The sequence below is a fragment of the Actinacidiphila guanduensis genome (assembly GCF_900103985.1).
In the GTDB taxonomy this organism is placed as follows: Bacteria; Actinomycetota; Actinomycetes; order Streptomycetales; family Streptomycetaceae; genus Actinacidiphila; species Actinacidiphila guanduensis.
Genome location: NZ_FNIE01000002.1, coordinates 106,525 through 122,962 on the forward strand (window position 1 = coordinate 106,525; position 16,438 = coordinate 122,962).

Annotated in this window: 12 protein-coding genes and 2 pseudogenes; 3 read left to right on the forward strand and 11 right to left on the reverse strand. The window is 74.3% G+C overall.

Annotated elements, in window-relative coordinates; genetic code table 11:
* The first annotated feature begins 39 nt into the window (after positions 1-39).
* Positions 40-771, forward strand: coding sequence for a signal peptidase I (lepB, locus tag BLR33_RS03740; protein ID WP_176930113.1), 732 nt, complete (start codon positions 40-42; stop codon positions 769-771).
* Positions 772-777: 6 nt separating this feature from the next.
* Here lepB and BLR33_RS03745 read toward each other — a convergent pair whose 3' ends face one another.
* The 4 genes from BLR33_RS03745 to pdhA all read right to left on the reverse strand — a co-directional run bounded on the left by BLR33_RS03745 (position 778) and on the right by pdhA (position 4,877).
* The gene (locus tag BLR33_RS03745; protein WP_093782823.1) at positions 778-972 is read right to left on the reverse strand and encodes a hypothetical protein; all 195 of its coding nucleotides are present in this window, start codon (positions 970-972) and stop codon (positions 778-780) included.
* Between the two features lie 195 nt (positions 973-1,167).
* Positions 1,168-2,616: a dihydrolipoamide acetyltransferase family protein gene (locus BLR33_RS03750; RefSeq protein WP_093782824.1), complete on the reverse strand. Its 1,449-nt coding sequence runs from the start codon at positions 2,614-2,616 to the stop codon at positions 1,168-1,170.
* Positions 2,617-2,635: 19 nt separating this feature from the next.
* The gene (locus BLR33_RS03755; protein WP_407639629.1) at positions 2,636-3,661 is read right to left on the reverse strand and encodes an alpha-ketoacid dehydrogenase subunit beta; all 1,026 of its coding nucleotides are present in this window, start codon (positions 3,659-3,661) and stop codon (positions 2,636-2,638) included.
* A 1-nt stretch (position 3,662) separates the two neighbouring features.
* Positions 3,663-4,877 (reverse strand): pyruvate dehydrogenase (acetyl-transferring) E1 component subunit alpha, encoded by a 1,215-nt coding sequence (gene pdhA / locus BLR33_RS03760; RefSeq protein WP_093782825.1) that lies wholly within the window; start codon positions 4,875-4,877, stop codon positions 3,663-3,665.
* Between the two features lie 418 nt (positions 4,878-5,295).
* Between pdhA and BLR33_RS03765 the strand changes: the two genes are divergently transcribed.
* Positions 5,296-6,321, forward strand: a complete 1,026-nt coding sequence (locus BLR33_RS03765; RefSeq protein WP_093782826.1) for a phosphotransferase enzyme family protein — start codon at positions 5,296-5,298, stop codon at positions 6,319-6,321.
* Positions 6,322-6,436: 115 nt separating this feature from the next.
* Here the strand turns inward: BLR33_RS03765 and BLR33_RS03770 are convergent, their stop codons facing one another.
* The gene (locus BLR33_RS03770; RefSeq protein ID WP_093782827.1) at positions 6,437-8,032 is read right to left on the reverse strand and encodes a protein kinase domain-containing protein; all 1,596 of its coding nucleotides are present in this window, start codon (positions 8,030-8,032) and stop codon (positions 6,437-6,439) included.
* A 349-nt stretch (positions 8,033-8,381) separates the two neighbouring features.
* Here BLR33_RS03770 and BLR33_RS03775 point away from each other — a divergent pair, with 349 nt between their 5' ends.
* The gene (locus tag BLR33_RS03775; protein ID WP_093782828.1) at positions 8,382-10,067 is read left to right on the forward strand and encodes a protein kinase domain-containing protein; all 1,686 of its coding nucleotides are present in this window, start codon (positions 8,382-8,384) and stop codon (positions 10,065-10,067) included.
* Between the two features lie 89 nt (positions 10,068-10,156).
* Here the strand turns inward: BLR33_RS03775 and BLR33_RS03780 are convergent, their stop codons facing one another.
* The 6 genes and pseudogenes from BLR33_RS03780 to mobA all read right to left on the reverse strand — a co-directional run.
* Positions 10,157-10,714 carry a bacterial proteasome activator family protein gene (locus BLR33_RS03780; RefSeq protein ID WP_093782829.1) on the reverse strand — a complete coding sequence of 186 codons (558 nt, stop codon included), beginning with the start codon at positions 10,712-10,714 and terminating at the stop codon, positions 10,157-10,159.
* 77 nt (positions 10,715-10,791) lie between these two features.
* Positions 10,792-11,754, reverse strand: coding sequence for an NAD(P)H-quinone oxidoreductase (locus tag BLR33_RS03785; protein WP_093782830.1), 963 nt, complete (start codon positions 11,752-11,754; stop codon positions 10,792-10,794).
* Between the two features lie 129 nt (positions 11,755-11,883).
* Positions 11,884-12,936 (reverse strand): potassium channel family protein, encoded by a 1,053-nt coding sequence (locus tag BLR33_RS03790; RefSeq protein WP_407639640.1) that lies wholly within the window; start codon positions 12,934-12,936, stop codon positions 11,884-11,886.
* 146 nt (positions 12,937-13,082) lie between these two features.
* A complete protein-coding gene (locus BLR33_RS03795) occupies positions 13,083-15,077 on the reverse strand; it encodes a molybdopterin molybdotransferase MoeA (RefSeq protein ID WP_093782831.1) in 1,995 nt (664 codons plus the stop codon).
* Positions 15,074-15,355 (reverse strand): annotated as a pseudogene (locus tag BLR33_RS03800) (DUF6457 domain-containing protein); the annotation flags it as partial. The pseudogene BLR33_RS03800 and the gene BLR33_RS03795, both read right to left, overlap by 4 nt.
* 241 nt (positions 15,356-15,596) lie before the next feature.
* Positions 15,597-16,187: pseudogene (gene mobA, locus BLR33_RS03805) on the reverse strand (molybdenum cofactor guanylyltransferase); the annotation flags it as partial.
* Positions 16,188-16,438 lie beyond the last annotated feature (251 nt).

Below are 16,438 nucleotides of genomic sequence, written 5' to 3' on the forward strand. Positions count from 1 at the left end.
TGTCATACGGCACCGCTACGCTCCGCGGCAGGAGGGGACATGACGCATGAGATACCCGGGATACCCGGGACACCGCCGCCCGGGAGCGGTCCCGCCGGCCGGCCGCCGCTGCGCCGCGGGCGGTTGGCGCTCTGGCTGGCCGTGACCGTCGCCGGCGCGGCCGTCGCTATCGGGGCGCTCACCCAGAGCCGGGGCCACTGGACCCGGGTGACGGTGCCGAGCGAGAACATGCTGCCGACCTACCGGGTGGGCGCGCAGGTCACGTTCGAGAAGGCGGCCGGCTCCGACGTCCACCGCGGTGACGTCGTGATGCTCGCCGAGCCCGAGTGGCAGCGGCCCGACCTGCACATCATGCGGGTGATCGGCGTCGGCGGCGACCACGTGGAGCTCCCGGCCGGCGGCCCCTTGCGGGTCAACGGGCAGCAGGTGGCCGAACCGTACCTGTACCAGGGCGAGTCCAACCTGCTGGCGCCGGTGGACATCACGGTGCCGCCCGGCCGGCTGTTCCTGCTGGGCGACCACCGCGCGGACTCCATCGACTCGCGCATGCACCTGGAGGCGCAGTCGGGCACGCTCGCGGCCTCCGACGTGCGGGGCAAGGCGTCGAAGAGGAGCAGCGTGGCGGCGTACGGCGTCGCGGCGCTCGCCGGGATCGTGGTCGCCTTGGTGGGCGCGGCCCTGGCGCTGACCACGTTCCTGTCGTCCCGCCGCAAGAACCGCCCACCGGCCTGGGGACCGGCCGCCCCGCTCCCCGGGCCACCGGCGGGCTGAGGCCGGCTACGGGTGGATGGTGCTGACCAGGGACGCCGTCGAGGTGAGGGTGGACTGGATGGTCGGCGCCAGGGAGGACGACGCCAGGCAGAAACCGAGCAGACCGCAGGTGATGGCGTGGCTCGGCTTGAGGGTGCGGTTGCGCATCTGCATGCCGGCGAGCACGGCCAGCAGCAGGATCACGGAGATGGACACGGCCATAAGGCCGATGGCAGCACAAACCCGGACGGAAGTGCGGGAGAACACGCAGGGCGGAGGTTCCGGGCGTCCACGCGCCGCGGCACCTCCGCCCTCACGGGTGAAGCGCACCCTCGGGACCCGGTGGCGGGTCCCCACAACAAGGCCCAGCGGCAGGCCCCGTCGCCGGGGCCCGCGACCGGACCCGGGGCCCTGCCGTCAGGTCCAGGTGAGCAGCCGCTTCGGCGTCTCCAGGATCGCCGCCACGTCCGCGAGCACCTTCGAGCCGAGTTCGCCGTCGACCAGCCGGTGGTCGAAGGAGAGCGCCAGGGTGGTGACATGGCGCGGCTTGACCTTGCCCTTGTGCACCCACGGCTGGAGCTTGACGGCGCCGAAGGCGAGGATCGCGGACTCGCCGGGGTTGAGGATCGGCGTGCCGGTGTCCACCCCGAAGACGCCCACGTTCGTGATCGTCACGGTGCCGCCCTGCATGGCCGCGGGCGAGGTCTTCCCCTCGCGCGCGGTGGCGACCAGCTCGCCGAGGGCCGCCGCCAGCTCCGGCAGCGTCTTGGCCTGCGCGTCCTTGATGTTGGGCACGATCAGGCCGCGCGGGGTGGCGGCCGCGATGCCCAGGTTCACATAGGACTTGTGGACGATCTCCTGAGTCGCCTCGTCCCAGGCCGCGTTGACCTCCGGGTGCCGCCGGATCGCGACCAGCAGCGCCTTGGCGACCAGCAGCAGCGGGCTGACCTTGAGCCCGGCGAACGCCGGGTCGGCCTTCAGCTCCTGCACCAGCTTCATCGTCCGCGTGATGTCGAAGGTCACGAACTCCGTGACGTGCGGCGCGGTGAAGGCGCTGGCCACCATCGCCTGCGCGGTGGCCTTGCGGACGCCCTTGATCGGCACCCGGGTCTCCCGCTCGCCGGGCGCGAACGCCGGCTGCACTGCGGCGGACGCAGGAGCGGCCTCCTCCGGCGCGGAGGGCAGCCGGGCCGGGGGCGCGGCGGCCGCGCGGATGTCGTCGCGGGTGACGACGCCGCCCGGTCCGGTGGGCACCACGGTCGCCAGGTCGATGCCCAGCTCCTTGGCGAGCTTGCGCACCGGCGGCTTGGCGAGCGGCCGTTCGAAGGCCACCGCCGGCTGCGACCGCCCGTTCACCTCGGCGGGCGCGGCGGGTGCGGCGGGCTCAGCGGGCTGAGCGGACTCGGCAGGTACGGAAGGCGCGGCGGGCGCTGCCTGGTTCGGCACCCCGGCCTGCGGCTTGCGCGGCCGCCGGGTGGTCGAGGACGGCGCGACCCCGTAACCGACCAGCACCGCCTGCCGCTTGCCCTCCGGCTGCTCGGGCTCGGCGGACGCAACGGGGTCGGCGGCCGCGGCCGGTTCGGGAGCGGCGGGTGCGCCGCCCGCGCCCTCCCCGGCATCCACCACGATGATGGGCGTGCCGACGTCCACCGTCGTGCCCTCGTCGAAGCGGATCTCGCTGACCACCCCGTCGTAGGGGATCGGCAGCTCGACGGCCGCCTTGGCCGTCTCCACCTCGCACACCACCTGGCCGTCGGCCACGGTGTCGCCCACGCCCACGTACCACTTGAGGATCTCCGCCTCGGTCAGGCCCTCGCCGACGTCCGGCATCCTGAACTCGCGGAAGCGCTGACCAGCTGCGGTCATGACAGTCACGGCCCTCTCCTCAGAACGCCAGCGAGCGGTCGACGGCGTCGAGCACCCGGTCGAGTCCCGGCAGGTACTCCTCCTCCAGGCGGGCCGGCGGGTAGGGCGAGTGGAAGCCGCCCACCCGCAGCACCGGCGCCTCCAGGTGGTAGAAGCTGCGCTCGGTGATCCGGGCGGCGATCTCCGCGCCGGCGCCGTAGAAGACGGGCGCCTCGTGCACGACGACCAGCCGGCCGGTCTTCTCCACCGACGCCTGCACCGTGTCGAAGTCGATCGGCGAGAGCGAGCGCAGATCCACGACCTCCAGGCTGCGGCCCTCGTTCGCGGCCGCGGCCGCCGCCTCCAGGCACACCTTCACCATCGGGCCGTAGGCGACCAGCGTCAGATCGGTGCCCGGCTGCGCCACCACGGCCTGGTGCAGGCCGGTCGGCACCGCGTCCACGGCCACCTCGCCCTTGTCCCAGTAGCGGCGCTTGGGCTCGAAGAAGATCACCGGGTCGTCGCACTCGATGGCCTGCTGGAGCATCCAGTAGGCGTCGTTGGCGTTCGAGGGGCTGACCACCTTCAGGCCGGCCACGTGCGCGAACAGCGCCTCGGGCGACTCGCTGTGGTGCTCCACCGCGCCGATGCCGCCGCCGTAGGGGATGCGCACCACGACCGGCATCCGCACCTTGCCCAGCGCGCGGGCGTGCATCTTGGCCAGCTGGGTGACGATCTGGTCGTAGGCGGGGAAGACGAAGCCGTCGAACTGGATCTCCACCACCGGGCGGTAGCCGCGCAGCGCCAGGCCGACCGCGGTGCCGACGATGCCGGACTCCGCGAGCGGGGTGTCGATCACCCGGTCCTCGCCGAAGTCCTTGTAGAGCCCGTCGGTGATGCGGAAGACGCCGCCGAGCCGGCCCACGTCCTCGCCCATGATGAGGACCTTGGGGTCGTTCTCCAGCGCCTTGCGCAGCGACTCGTTGAGCGCCTTGGCGATCGGCATCGAGGTGGTGGCCCCGGACGACCGGGCCGCCTGCGTTGCCTGGGTTGCCGTCTGCGTCATGTCAGTGCCCCTTCCCGTGGGCGGCGGCAGGGGTCCGGGAGGCGCCGGAACCTTCGGCGCTGTCGGCGCTGTCGGCGAACGACGCCTGGTACGCGGCGAACTGCGCCCGCTCCTCGTCGACGAGCGCGTGCCCGTCGGCGTAGACGTGGTCGAACATCGCCATCGGGCCCGGGTCGGGCATGGCACGCACGCCGTCGCGCACCCGTTTGGCCAGGGCGTCGGACTCCGCGGCCAGCTCGGCGTGGAAGTCCTCGTCGGCCAGGCCCTCCTTGTCCAGGTAGGTCCGCAGCCGGGCGATCGGGTCCTTGGACGCCCACTCCTCGCGCTCCTCGTCCGAGCGGTAGCGGGTGGGGTCGTCGGTGGTGGTGTGCGCGCCCATCCGGTAGGTGAACGCCTCCACCAGCATCGGGCCCTGGCCGCTGCGGGCGTGCTCCAGGGCGGCGCGGGTGACCGCGAGGACCGCCAGCACGTCGTTGCCGTCCACCCGCACGCCGGGGAAGCCGAAGCCCGCGGCCCGCTGGTAGATCGGCACCCGGGACTGCTTCTCGGTCGGCTCGGAGATCGCCCACTGGTTGTTCTGGCAGAAGAACACCACCGGCGCGTTGTAGACCGCGGCGAAGGTGAACGCCTCGGCCACGTCGCCCTGGCTGGAGGCGCCGTCGCCGAAGTAGGCGATCACGGCGGCGTCCGCGCCGTCCTTGGCCAGGCCCATTGCGTACCCGGTGCCGTGCAGGGTCTGCGAGCCGATGACGATGGTGTAGAGGTGGAAGTGGTTCTCCGCCGGGTCCCAGCCGCCGTTGTTGACCCCGCGGAACATGCCCAGCAGGTTCAGCGGGTCGACGTCGCGGGTCCAGGCCACACCGTGCTCGCGGTAGGTCGGGAAGATGTAGTCGGCCGGGCGGGTGGCCCGCCCCGAGCCGATCTGGGCGGCCTCCTGGCCCAGCAGGGACGCCCACAGGCCGAGTTCGCCCTGCCGCTGCAGGGTGATCGCCTCGGCGTCGAACCGGCGGGTCAGCACCATGTCGCGGTACAGGCCCCGGAGCTCGTCCGGCGTCGGGTCGAGGGAGTACCCGCTGTGCTCGACGCGCTCGCCCTGCGGCGTCAGCAGCTGTACGAGCTCGGGCTCTTCGCCACGGCGCTTCGCGCCTGCCGCGCGGGTGGTCCTCCCCCTGCCCTTCGCGGGGGGACCCCCAGCGGCAGTGCTCTTCACGCTCACGTTCGCTCCTCCGTCTGTCCGGCCCCCGGGATCCGCCGGGCAGCCAGTGCGGCTCACCTGCTCCGGCGTGACGCACGGGGTGTGTGCGGCAGAACCGACCCAGGTGTGACATCGCCCGGCGAATGGCCTGCTGCAGAAGACGTTACCTACAACGGAACGCCCTCGCGTACGCGGAGGGGACACTTTCTGACCTGCGGTTTTGTTGGATTTCCTAGTACCGTTGCGTTCTCGCAGGCCATGGCCGGGACACCAGGCACCGTATCCCGATTACGAAAACTCCGTAAGGGGTGAACCCATGGGTGCGGCCGTTCGGAGGTCACTGTCCGCCACCCGTGCCCCAACGCGGTCGTACAGGCACATAGCAGACGTACCGGGTGGCGCGCCACCCGCGCCGGGACGGGCCGCCAAATGATCTACGCTGAGCCGCGTGACGGGCACGGCACCGCGGCCGCCTGCGCTGACCGCCCTGCTGCGCCGCTACGACTTCGGCACCCCGCAGACCTGCGAGCGCGTCCCGCGCGGGCTGCTCAACCGGGGCTGGATGATCAGCACGGGCAAGGGCCGCTTCTTCCTCAAGGAGTACCTGGCCGCCGACACCGCGGACCCGGGCGTGATCCTGCGCCAGCACCGCGCCACCCGGCGCCTCGCCCGGCTCGGGCTGCCGGCCGAGGCCCCGCTGCCCACCACGGACGGCGAGACCGTCGTCGTCGCCGGCGGCCGCGGCCACGCGCTGTTCCGCTGGGTCGAGGGCCGGCACCGGGAGGGCACCGAGCTGTCGGTCGGCCAGTCGCGGCGGCTGGGGGCGTTACTGGGCCGGGTGCACACCGCACTCGCCGACGTCCAGCCGCCGCCTCCGGCGAGCGACCACCCCAGCGCCGACCCCGAGCGCACCCACACCCACATCGACCGGCTGCTCACCCTGGTCCGCGGCCACCGCCCGCGCGACGCCTTCGACGCCCTGGCCGAGCAGCGCCTCCTGGAGCGCCGCACCCTGCTGCGCCAGTACGCCCACCGCCGCCCGCCGGCCGCGGCCGGGCAGGTCAGCGGCTGGGTGCACGGCGACTTCCACCCGCTCAACCTGCTCTACCGCGGCGAGGAGCCGGCCGCGATCGTCGACTGGGACCGGCTCGGCGTGCGGCCGCGGGCCGAGGAGGCGGTACGGGCCGCGGTGATCTTCTTCGTGCACCCGGTGGACGGCAGCCTCGACCTGCGCAAGGTCCGCGCCTACGCCCGCGCCTACCGGGAGGCGGCGGGCATCGCGGCCGGGGAGATGGCCGGCGCGGTGCACCGGGTGTGGTGGGAGCGGCTGAACGACTTCTGGATGCTCGACTGGCGCTACCGGCACCGCGACCGGCGCTCCGACCCGCTCTTCCCCGCCGCCGCCGCGCTCGCGGTGTGGTGGACGCACGAGTACGGGCGGGTGCGCGAGGCGTTCACGGGCTGAGCGGCTCCTTCAACGGCGCTGCGCGTCTCAGCACGCCCCCTGAAGGCCCTTGCACACCCCGTGCTCGTGCTCCGGCCAGCGCCGGTCAGCGCCGGCCGGTACCGGTAAGCGCCGGTCAGCGGTGGCTGAGGTCGCCGCCGCCCACCGGGCCGCCGGCGCCACCGCCGGGACCGCCGTCGGTGCCGCCGCTCGTGGTCGGGTCCGCCGGGGGCGTCGTCGTCTCGGTCGGCGTGGTGGGCGTCGACGTGGGCTTGGTCGGCTTGGTGGTCGGCGTCCTGGTCGCGGTGGTCGGCGGCGTGGTCGGCTTGGTGGCCGTGGTGCTCGGCGTGCCGGTCGGGGAGTCCGTGGCGGTGCTCGTGGCGGACTCGGACGGCGCCGTGCTGATCTCGCCCGTCTCGGGCTGCTGGTCGGTGGGCTCGTCCGACGGCTGCGACTGACCGCCCTGCGTCACCGCGGTGGTGGGCGAGGTGTCGGCCGGGGTGTGGCCGCCGCCCCCGCCACCGCCGCTGTGGGTGGCCAGGAAGACGCCCAGCACGACGGCGAGCACCGCGGCCACCGCGAACAGCGCCGGCCTGACCCACCGGTTGCCGCGGCCACCCGGCGGCCGCTCGTCGTAGCCGTGCACGTCGTCGGGGCCGCCGGTGGACAGGCCGCCGAGCAGCGGCGGGCCGAGTTCGGCGGTGGAGCCCGAGTTGCCGCCGGCGTAGCCGCCGGCCGGGGCGACCATGGTGGGGCCGGTGGCCGGGCGCGGGGCGACCGCGGTGACGGCGCCGGTGTCCCAGGCCCCGTTGGTCCAGCCGCCGCGCTGGGTGAGCGACTGGTGGGCGTAGGCGACGACGCCGCGCATCTCCTCGGCGGTCTGGAAGCGGTCCTCGGGCTGCTTGGCCAGCGCGTGCAGCACCAAGCCGTCCAGCTCCGGCGGCACTCGCTTGTTGGCCTGCGAGGGCGGCAGCGGGTCGTCCTGGACGTGCTGGTAGACCACCGACAGCGGGGTCTCGCCGACGAACGGCGGGCGCATCGCGAGCAGTTCGTAGAGCAGGCAGCCGGTCGCGTACAGGTCGCTGCGGTGGTCGACGGTCTTGCCGAGCGCCTGCTCGGGCGACAGGTACTGCGGGGTGCCCATGACCATGCCGGTCTGGGTCATGGTGCTGGCGGCGCCGTGCAGCGCGCGGGCGATGCCGAAGTCCATCACCTTGACCGCGCCCGTCGTGGTGATGATCACATTCGCGGGCTTGATGTCGCGGTGCACGATGCCGTGCTGGTGGCTGTAGGCGAGCGCGTCCAGCACGCCGGAGACGATCAGCAGCGCCTGGTCCGGCGGCGGCGGGGTGGGCCCGGTCAGCAGGTCCTTGATCGTGTGGCCCTCGACCAGCTCCATCACCATGTAGGGGACGGGCCCGGTCGGCGTGATGTCCTCGCCGGAGTCGTAGACCGCGACCACCGCGTGGTGGTTCAGGCCGGCCACCGACTGCGCCTCGCGGGCGAAGCGGGCCTTGGCGACGGCGTCCTCGGCCAGGTCGGTGCGCAGCAGCTTGACGGCGACGGTGCGGCCCAGCCGCACGTCCTCCGCGGCGAACACCTCGGCCATGCCGCCGCGGCCGAGCCGCCGGGTCAGCCGGTAGCGGCCGTCGCCGACCAGTGCGCCGGTCCCCAGGGGGCCCGGTGCCTGCGAGGCTCCGGCGCCGGCGGCCGTCTCGTTCGGGTCGACCATCAGTCCTCGCCGTCGTCTGTCACGTCTCGTGCGGGGTGCTTCGGGATACTGCGGGGTGTTCCGGGGTCCTTCGGGGTCCTCAGGGGTCCTCCGGCGTCCGTCGAGGTGCCGCAGGCCGCGGGTGCACGTCCGCGCAATCCTTCCCGGTGCGCCACCGTACCGCTTTTCGGCTACCCCGGACGTCGCGTGTCAGTGCCGTGGGACGGTCACGGGTGTGTGCGTGGGCGATGCGTATCAGGTGACGAGATGGTCAACGAACTTGACGTGCCCGCGCGATGAGCCAGACTTGGCCGGGCAAGCCCGGGGGCGGGTCGGCCCCGGGGTGGCCTTCATGGGGGTAGCGGTACTGATGAGCGGGGACGCCACACAGGGCGGCGACTACACGGGGCGCTCGGTCGGCGGCGGGCGGTACGTGCTGCGCGCGCTGCTCGGCCAGGGCGGGATGGCCTCCGTCCACCTGGCGCACGACACCGTTCTGGACCGGCCGGTCGCCGTCAAGACCCTGCACACCAACCTGGGCAACGAGCAGTCGTTCCGCGAGCGGTTCCGCCGCGAGGCCCAGTCGGTGGCCAAACTCAACCACACCAACATCGTCTCCGTCTTCGATTCCGGCGAGGACGTCATCGACGGCCAGCTGGTGCCGTTCATCGTCATGGAGTACGTCGAGGGCAAGCCGCTCGGCGACGTCCTGGCCGCGGACATCGCGCAGTTCGGCGCCATGCCGGCCGACAAGGCGCTGAAGATCACCGGGGACGTGCTGGCCGCGCTCGCCGTCAGCCACGAGATGGGCCTGGTGCACCGGGACATCAAGCCGGGCAATGTGATGATCACCCGGCGCGGTGTGGTCAAGGTGATGGACTTCGGCATCGCCCGCGCGATGCAGTCCGGTGTCACGTCGATGACGCAGACCGGCATGGTGGTCGGCACCCCGCAGTACCTCTCGCCCGAGCAGGCCCTCGGCCGCGGTGTGGACGAGCGCTCCGACCTGTACTCGGTCGGCTGCATGCTCTTCGAACTGCTCACCGGGCGGCTGCCCTTCGACGCGGACTCGCCGCTGGCGATGGCCTACCAGCATGTGCAGGAGACCCCGCCGGCCCCGTCCTCGGTCAACCAGGCGCTCGGCCCCGCGATCGACGCCCTGGTGGCCCGCGCACTGCGCAAGAACCCCGCCGAGCGATTTCCGACCGCCGACACCATGCACGACGAGCTCGACCGCGTGCTGGCCGCCACGCAGAGCGGCGCCATGCCGGTGATCTCCGGCAACCCGGCCACGGGCAGCCGCGGCGAGGGCGTCGCCGCCTCGGTCTTCCCCTCCCAGCCGGCCCCGCCCGCGCCGGCCCCGCAGCTCCAGACCCCGTACGCGCCCACTCCGCCGCCGCAGGGCTACGGCCCCGCGACCCCGCCGGCCTACGGCTACCCGCAGCAGGCCCCGCAGACCCCGCCGCCCGCCTACGCGATGCAGCCGACGATGCCGCACCAGCAGGGCCTCGGCGGTCCCGGGGCGGGCGGGCCCGGCTCCGGCGGACCCGGCCGGGGCGGCCGCAGGTCCAACACCCCGCTGATCGCCGGCGCGGTCGTGGCGGTGGCGGCCATCGCGGTGATCGTGGTGGTCATCGCCGCGATGTCCTCCGGCGGGGGCGGCAACTCGGCCGACGACGGCCCGAGCACGCCCCCGGTCACCCACACCACCGGCGCGCCGGCCACGACCACGGCGGCCTCCGGCTCCGGCGACATCGTGCAGGGCGACCAGACCCGCACCATCGAGACCAGCGAGTGCACGAACGCGCACAACGACCTGATCAACCCGGACAAGCCCGATGTCATGACGATGCCGAACTTCCAGACCGACTACGTCGACTCCGTGGTCGCCTGCATCAAGGCCGCGCACTGGAAGTACACGATCAAGTACACCGACGAGCAGCTGTGGGGCAAGGGCGCGGTGACCGCGCAGTCGCCCTCCTATGACGACGACTACAACCCGCACACGGACCCGCCGATCACGATCTGGGTCTCCACGGGCAAGAGCGCGGGCTGAGACCGCGTCCGTCAGGGCGAAGGGGCCCGGAGCCGTGATCGGCTCCGGGCCCCTCGCGCTTGCTTGCGGTCGCTGACGAACAGGTCCGTCTACAGGTACGGTCCGCCGGTGCGGCCCTGGGGTCCCTGCTGGTCGTCCTCGTGGCCGAGCGCGCCGGGCGGCAGCGCCCGCCGCATCTGCTCCAGCTGGGCCCGCGCGGCCATCTGCTGGGCGAACAGCGCGGTCTGGATGCCATGGAAGAGGCCCTCCAGCCAGCCCACCAACTGCGCCTGCGCGATGCGGAGTTCGGCCTCGCTGGGCACGGTGTCGTTGGTGAAGGGCAGCGACAGCCGCTCCAGCTCCTCCACCAGCTCGGGCGCCAGGCCCGCCTCCAGCTCCTTCACCGAGCTGGCGTGGATCTCCTTCAGCCGCACCCGGCTCGCCTCGTCCAGAGGAGCCGCCCGCACCTCTTCGAGCAGCTGCTTGATCATGCTGCCGATGCGCATGACCTTCGCCGGCTGCTCGACCATCTCCGTCACGGGGATCTCGCGGGGCTCGTCGCCCTCGCCGCCGGTGCCGCCGCCGAGCGCCATGCCATCGGCCCCGACGACCAGGACCTGCGGATTCTGCGCGTTCTCCGGTGACCGTTCGTTCCTCGGCATCTCCATCCCTCCATTGTCCCGCACGCCGCCCCGCCCGGTCGCGCCCGGCCCCGTCCCCCGGGCCGCACGACCGTGAGCCGCCCTCACGCCGAGGTGGTCAGCAGGACCTTCCCGATGTGCCCGCTCTCCTCCACCACGCGGTGGCCCTCGGCCGCCCGGGTCAGCGGCAGCGTCCGGTCCACGATCGGGCGCACGGTCCCCGCCTCGATCAACGGCCACACGTGCTCGCGTACCGCGGCCACGATCGCCGCCTTTTCGGCCGGCGGCCGCGGCCGCAGCGAGGTGGCGGCGATGGCGGCCCGCTTGGACAGCAGCTTCCCCAGGTTCAGCTCGGCCTTGACGCCGCCCTGCATGCCGATGACGACCAGCCGCCCGCTGACCGCGAGCGCGTCCACGTTCCGCTCCAGATACTTCGCGCCGATGATGTCGAGGATGACGTCGGCGACGACCTCCTGCGCGAAGTCCTGCTCGCGGTAGTTGATCAGCACGTCCGCGCCCAGCTCGGCACAGGCAGCCAGCTTCTGTGCGCTGCCGGCCGTCACCGCGACCTTCGCCCCGACCGCCTTGCCGAGCTGCACGGCCATCGTGCCGATCCCGCTGGACCCGCCGTGCACCAGCAGCGTCTCGCCGGGCAGCAGGTGGGCCACCATGAAGACGTTCGACCAGACCGTGGCCGTCACCTCGGGCAGCGCGGCCGCGGCCGTCAGGTCCACACCCGCCGGCACCGGCAGCAGCTGCCCCGCGGGCACCGCGACCTTCTCGGCGTAGCCACCGCCGGCGAGCAGCGCGCACACCTCGTCGCCGACCTGCCACCCGCTCACCCCGGGGCCGACCTCCGCGATCCGCCCCGAGCCCTCCAGCCCCGGGTACGGCGAGGCGCCCGGCGGCACCGGGTAGTGCCCCTGACGCTGGAGGATGTCGGCGCGGTTGACGGCCGTCGCCGCGACCTGGACGACGACCTCGCCGTCGCCCGGCACCGGATCGGGAACTTCCGCCCAGGTCAGCACGTCCGGGCCGCCGGGCTGGGGAATCGTGATCGCGTACATGCCCCCGGAGGCTACTCCGGCCGCGCCCTGCCTCCGGCGGGGACCGGCCGGCCCGGTCACGCGCGCGTCGTGCCCGCCTGCCCGCCCGGTCCGCTCGGCACGCTCACCGCGGTCATCGTGCCACCGCGCTCACTGGGCCGCGGGGGTGTCCTGCGGGCCGGTGCGGTGGATGGCGATCACCCGGTCGGTGGGCTGCAGCGGGGCCGCCTCGGGGTCGTCGTGGTCGAGCAGCCGGTGGCCGCGCTTGACCGAGACGACCAGGTCGGCGAGGTCGCGCGGGGCCCGGCCCGCCTCCGCCTTGGTGATCGGCCGCTCGATCAGGTCGAGCCCGCTGCCGTAGGTGATCAGATCGTCCATCACCCGGCCCGCGCTCGGGCTGAGCATGGACAGGCCGAGCAGCCGGCCGGCCGCGCTGGAGCTGGTGATCACCGCGTCGGCGCCGGACTGCCGCAGCAGCGGCGCGTTCTCCTCCTCGCGGACCGAGGCCACGATGTGCGCGCCCTTGTTCAGCTGCCGCGCGGTGAGCGTGACCAGCACCGCGGTGTCGTCGCGCTGGGCGGCGATGACGACCTGCCGGGCCCGCCCGACCTCCGCCCGCAGCAGCACCTCGTTGCGCGTCCCGTCGCCGACCACGCCCACGAACCCGGCGTCCGCCGCGCCCTGCACCACCTTCGGATCGGGATCGACCACGACGATACGGTCCTGCGGGACCCCGCGCCCCATCAGCGTCTTCGCCGCCGCCCGGCCCTTGGTGCCGAAGCCGACGACCACCACGTGCTCGTACAAGGCGCTCCTCCAGCGGTTGAGCCGGAACTGCTCGCGGGTGCGCTCGGTCAGCACCTCCAGCGTGGTGCCGACCAGGATGATCAGGAAGATCACCCGCAGCGGGGTGATGAGGAAGATGTTCATCAGCCGGGCGCCGGTGCTGTACGGGACGATGTCGCCGTAGCCCGTCGTCGACAGCGTGACTGTGGAGTAGTAGAGCGCGTCCACGAAGGACACCGTGCCGTTGGCGTTGTCGTGGTAGCCGCCGCGGTCGGCGTAGACGATCACCACGGTGACCGCGAGCACCAGCAGGGCCAGCAGCAGGCGGCGGGCGACCTGGCGGAGCGGCCCCGCGGCCGGCCGCGGGAACCGCACGTCGTGCGGGGCGGCGGGGCCGGCCTCGCCGGCGTCGCGCAGGGCTCCGCGCAGCCGCCTGCCCGCAGGGCGCGGGAACCGTACGTCGCGGTGGCCCCCTTCGGGTGCGGCAGCTCCGCGCGGCGCCGAGCGCCCGGACCCTTCGTGCGGCGCGCCCGCAGCAGGCCCGGACGCCCTGCGCGGTCGCCTCACCAGCCGTTCCCGCCGGCCGGCTGCATCCCGGTGTCGAGCACCACGACCTCCTGCCCGGCCCGCGCCCCGCCCGGCGGCACCACGGCCAGCCCGTCGGCGGCCGCCAGCCCGCGCAGCATCGCCGGGCCCACGAAGTGCAGCGGCCGCGCGGCGGACTCCTCGTCGAAGACCACCGGCACGAGCCGGGTGTCCACCGGATGCCCGTGCACCTGCGCGGTGAACAGCGCGGTGTACGGGGCGGCGGCCGGCCGTCCGGCCAGGGTGCGCAGCAGTGGCGCCACGAGGGTGAGTACGCCGGAGACTGCGGCCAGCGGGTTGCCGGGCAGGCCGATCAGGTGGCTGCGGCGGCCCGGCCGGGGCCCGAAGGGGAGTTCGGCGAGCAGCATCGGGTGGCCGGGGCGGACGGCGACACCGTCCACCAGCCGTTGCGCGCCGAGCGCGGCCAGCACCGGGTGCACGTGGTCCACCGGGCCGCCCGCGGTGCCACCCGTGGTGATGACGAGGTCGGCCCCGCGCTCGCGCACGGCCTCGCCGATGGCGGCCTCCAGCGCGGCCGCGTCGTCCACCAGCCGCCGTACCGCGGTGACTTCGGCGCCGAGCGCCCGCAGCCAGGGCGGCAGCATCGGGCCGAGCGCATCCCGTACCCGGCCGTCCCCGGGCACCCCGTGATCCAGCAACTCGTCGCCCAGGACCAGCACTTCCGTCGCCGGCCGGGCGGTCACCGCGAGTTCGTCGTAGCCGGCCGCGGCCGCGAGCCCCAGCACGGCGGGCGTCACCACCGTGCCGGCGGGCAGCAACTCCTCGCCCCTGCGGCACTCCTGGCCCTTCCGGCGGGTCTCCTGGCCGGGCCCGGGCGCCGGGTGCGGTGCCCGCATGTCCAACCACTCGCCCTCCGGGCGGTGTTCGAGCTGCCCGTGCTCTCTGCGCACCACCGCGAGGGCGCCCGGCGGGAGCGCGGCGCCCGTGGCGATCCCGACCGCCTCGCCGTCCCGCAGCCGGGCCCGCGCCGCCTGCCCGGCGAGCACGTCGCCCACCACCCGCCAGGGCCCCTTCCCGGCCACCGCCCAGCCGTCCATGGCGGAGGCGTCGAAGGCGGGCAGGTCGCTGAGGGCGAGGAGTTCTCCGGCGAGGGCGGAGCCGAGGGCTTGGTGGAGGGGGAGGACACGGGCGTCCAGGGCCCGCCCGGCACTGCGGGCGAGGCGGCGGGCTTCACTCCAGGGCATGGCGTGCGGGTGATGGCCCCTTCGGGCGGGTGGGGCGGGGGCGCCGTTGGGTTCGGAGGGTGCGGCGGAGCCGCCCGCAGCGGTGCCCTTGAGCCGGGAGGGCTCGCCGGAATCGCTCGAAGCGGGGGTGCCGTTGGGCCGGAAGGGGTCGCCGGAGTCCGCCGACGCGGCGGCGCCGTTGGGCGCGGAGGATGCGGAGGGGCCGCCCGCAGCGGTGCCCCTGAGCCGGGAGGGCTCGCCGGAATCGCTCGACGCGGAGGCACCGTACGGCTGGAAGGGCGCGCCGGAACCCCTCGCAGCCGGGGCGCCCGTGGGCAGGAAGGGCTCGCCGGAGTCCGCCGACGCGGGGGCACCCTTGGACCGGAAGGGCTCGGCTCCGGGATGCGGCTCGCGTGCGGAGCCGTCCTCACTACGGTGCCCCGAGCCGCCGGACGCACCCGCGCCCTTCCGTACACCCCCGGTGGAACGGCCGCCGCTCGCAGCGGAGTCGACGCCTTCGGCAGGCGCGGCCGTACCGCGTACGCCGGCAGGTCCCGACGACCGGTCGCTCGCTCGGCCCCCGTCCGTACGGGAGCCGGTCCGCCGGGCGCCGCCTGCCGCTGCGGGTCCCGCGGTCCCCTCGTCGGCGTCGAGGCCGAGCGCGACGTCGAGGGGGTCGTTGCCGGGGCGGCGCGGGGCATCCCGCGTACGCCGGTGGCTGTTGGCGAGCGCGAGGGCGTCGTCCAGCGCGCGGTCGGCGGGCTCGGGACCGGCTCCGGGCACGGTCATCCCGCCGGCTCCGCGTCTGCGGAGGCGGCGCCGCGCTCCTCCCAACCGCGCGCCAGGGCCGCGGCCTTCTCGGCGGCCTCCCGTACGGCCTCGGCACCGCCCCCCGCGCGGGCCGCGGCATAGCCGACCAGGAACGTCGTCAGCGGAGCCGCCGGCCGCGCCACCCCGTGGGCCGCGTCCCGCGCGACATCGAGCAGGGCGGCGGTGTCGACATCCAGGTCGATCCCGAGTTCCTTCTTCGCTGCTGCAATCCATTCGTCCAACACACGCCCATCGTCCCCGATCCACCCCCAGCCGACACGCCGACGCACCCCGTTTTCCCCACGCCCCCAACCTCCCTTGCCGCGCCCCGGGACCGTACGGCCTCGCTTTGCGCCCCGCCCGTCCGCACGACCCCCGTCCGGGCACGGGCCCAAACCAGCACACGCGGGCCCCCTGAGGGGCTTCGCCCTGCGCGCGCACGGCGAGGTGCGCAACTGCCCGCCGGCGGCCCGGCTAGCTTTCCGGGTCGTCCGGGAAACGGGCGCGGGCGCGGGTGAGGTCGGGCCAGGTGTCGCAGTCGAAGGAGGCGTCGCCGGTGGGGTCGGGGAGGCGGTGGAGGGTGAGGTCGGCGGTGAGGAAACGCAGGGGGAGGTTGGCGAGCGAACCGTGCTCCGTGGCGAGGAGGGCGAGTTCGCGGCGGAGGGATTCGGCCTGGTAGGCGGCCGCCAAGGGCTGGTCGCGGCCGGTGGGGTCGGTGAGCAGGACGCCGTCCACGGTGATCGCGAGCAACTCGCGGACCAGGGCGGTGACCGTCTCGGCCGTCAGGAACGGCAGGTCGGCGGCGAGCAGCACCACCGGCCCCGACGGGCGCAGCGCCGAGGCCAGCACGGAGAGCCCGGCGGCGAGGGCCGGCAGGGGTCCGCCCCCGGGCGGTTCCTCACGTGCCCACAGCACCGGCCGCACGGTCACCCGCCGCGGCCCGACAACCACCGTGGCCCCGGCACCCGCACACGCACCCAGCACCCGGTCCAGCAACGACCGCCCACCGACCGCCAGCCCCGGCTTGTCCGCCCCGCCCAACCGCCGCGCGGCACCCCCCGCCAGAACCACCGCGTCAAAACTCACCATCCCGCGAGTATCCGCCCCCTCCCCACCACCAGCACCCCCCACCCGCCCAAGCCTCCCGCTGAGCGCCGGCGCCCGGCCAGGACACCACCCGACCGCCGACGCGAGGACCCGCCCCCCACCCCGGGCGACACCACCCACCGCCCCCACAACCACCCACACCGAGCCGCCGAGCGGTACCGCCCGCCCCCGCGGCGCGAGCGGCACCCACCCGCCCCCGCGGCGCGAGCGGCACCCACCCGCCCGCACTGCCT

Bases quoted from the DNA above. Each gene is read 5' to 3' on its own strand.
- lepB (WP_176930113.1), top strand. From the start codon at position 40: ATGACGCATGAGATACCCGGGATACCCGGGACACCGCCGCCCGGGAGC.
- BLR33_RS03745 (WP_093782823.1), bottom strand. From the start codon at position 972: ATGGCCGTGTCCATCTCCGTGATCCTGCTGCTGGCCGTGCTCGCCGGC.
- BLR33_RS03750 (WP_093782824.1), bottom strand. From the start codon at position 2,616: ATGACCGCAGCTGGTCAGCGCTTCCGCGAGTTCAGGATGCCGGACGTC.
- BLR33_RS03755 (WP_407639629.1), bottom strand. From the start codon at position 3,661: ATGACGCAGACGGCAACCCAGGCAACGCAGGCGGCCCGGTCGTCCGGG.
- BLR33_RS03770 (WP_093782827.1), bottom strand. From the start codon at position 8,032: ATGGTCGACCCGAACGAGACGGCCGCCGGCGCCGGAGCCTCGCAGGCA.
- BLR33_RS03775 (WP_093782828.1), top strand. From the start codon at position 8,382: ATGAGCGGGGACGCCACACAGGGCGGCGACTACACGGGGCGCTCGGTC.
- BLR33_RS03780 (WP_093782829.1), bottom strand. From the start codon at position 10,714: ATGGAGATGCCGAGGAACGAACGGTCACCGGAGAACGCGCAGAATCCG.
- BLR33_RS03785 (WP_093782830.1), bottom strand. From the start codon at position 11,754: ATGTACGCGATCACGATTCCCCAGCCCGGCGGCCCGGACGTGCTGACC.
- BLR33_RS03795 (WP_093782831.1), bottom strand. From the start codon at position 15,077: ATGACCGTGCCCGGAGCCGGTCCCGAGCCCGCCGACCGCGCGCTGGAC.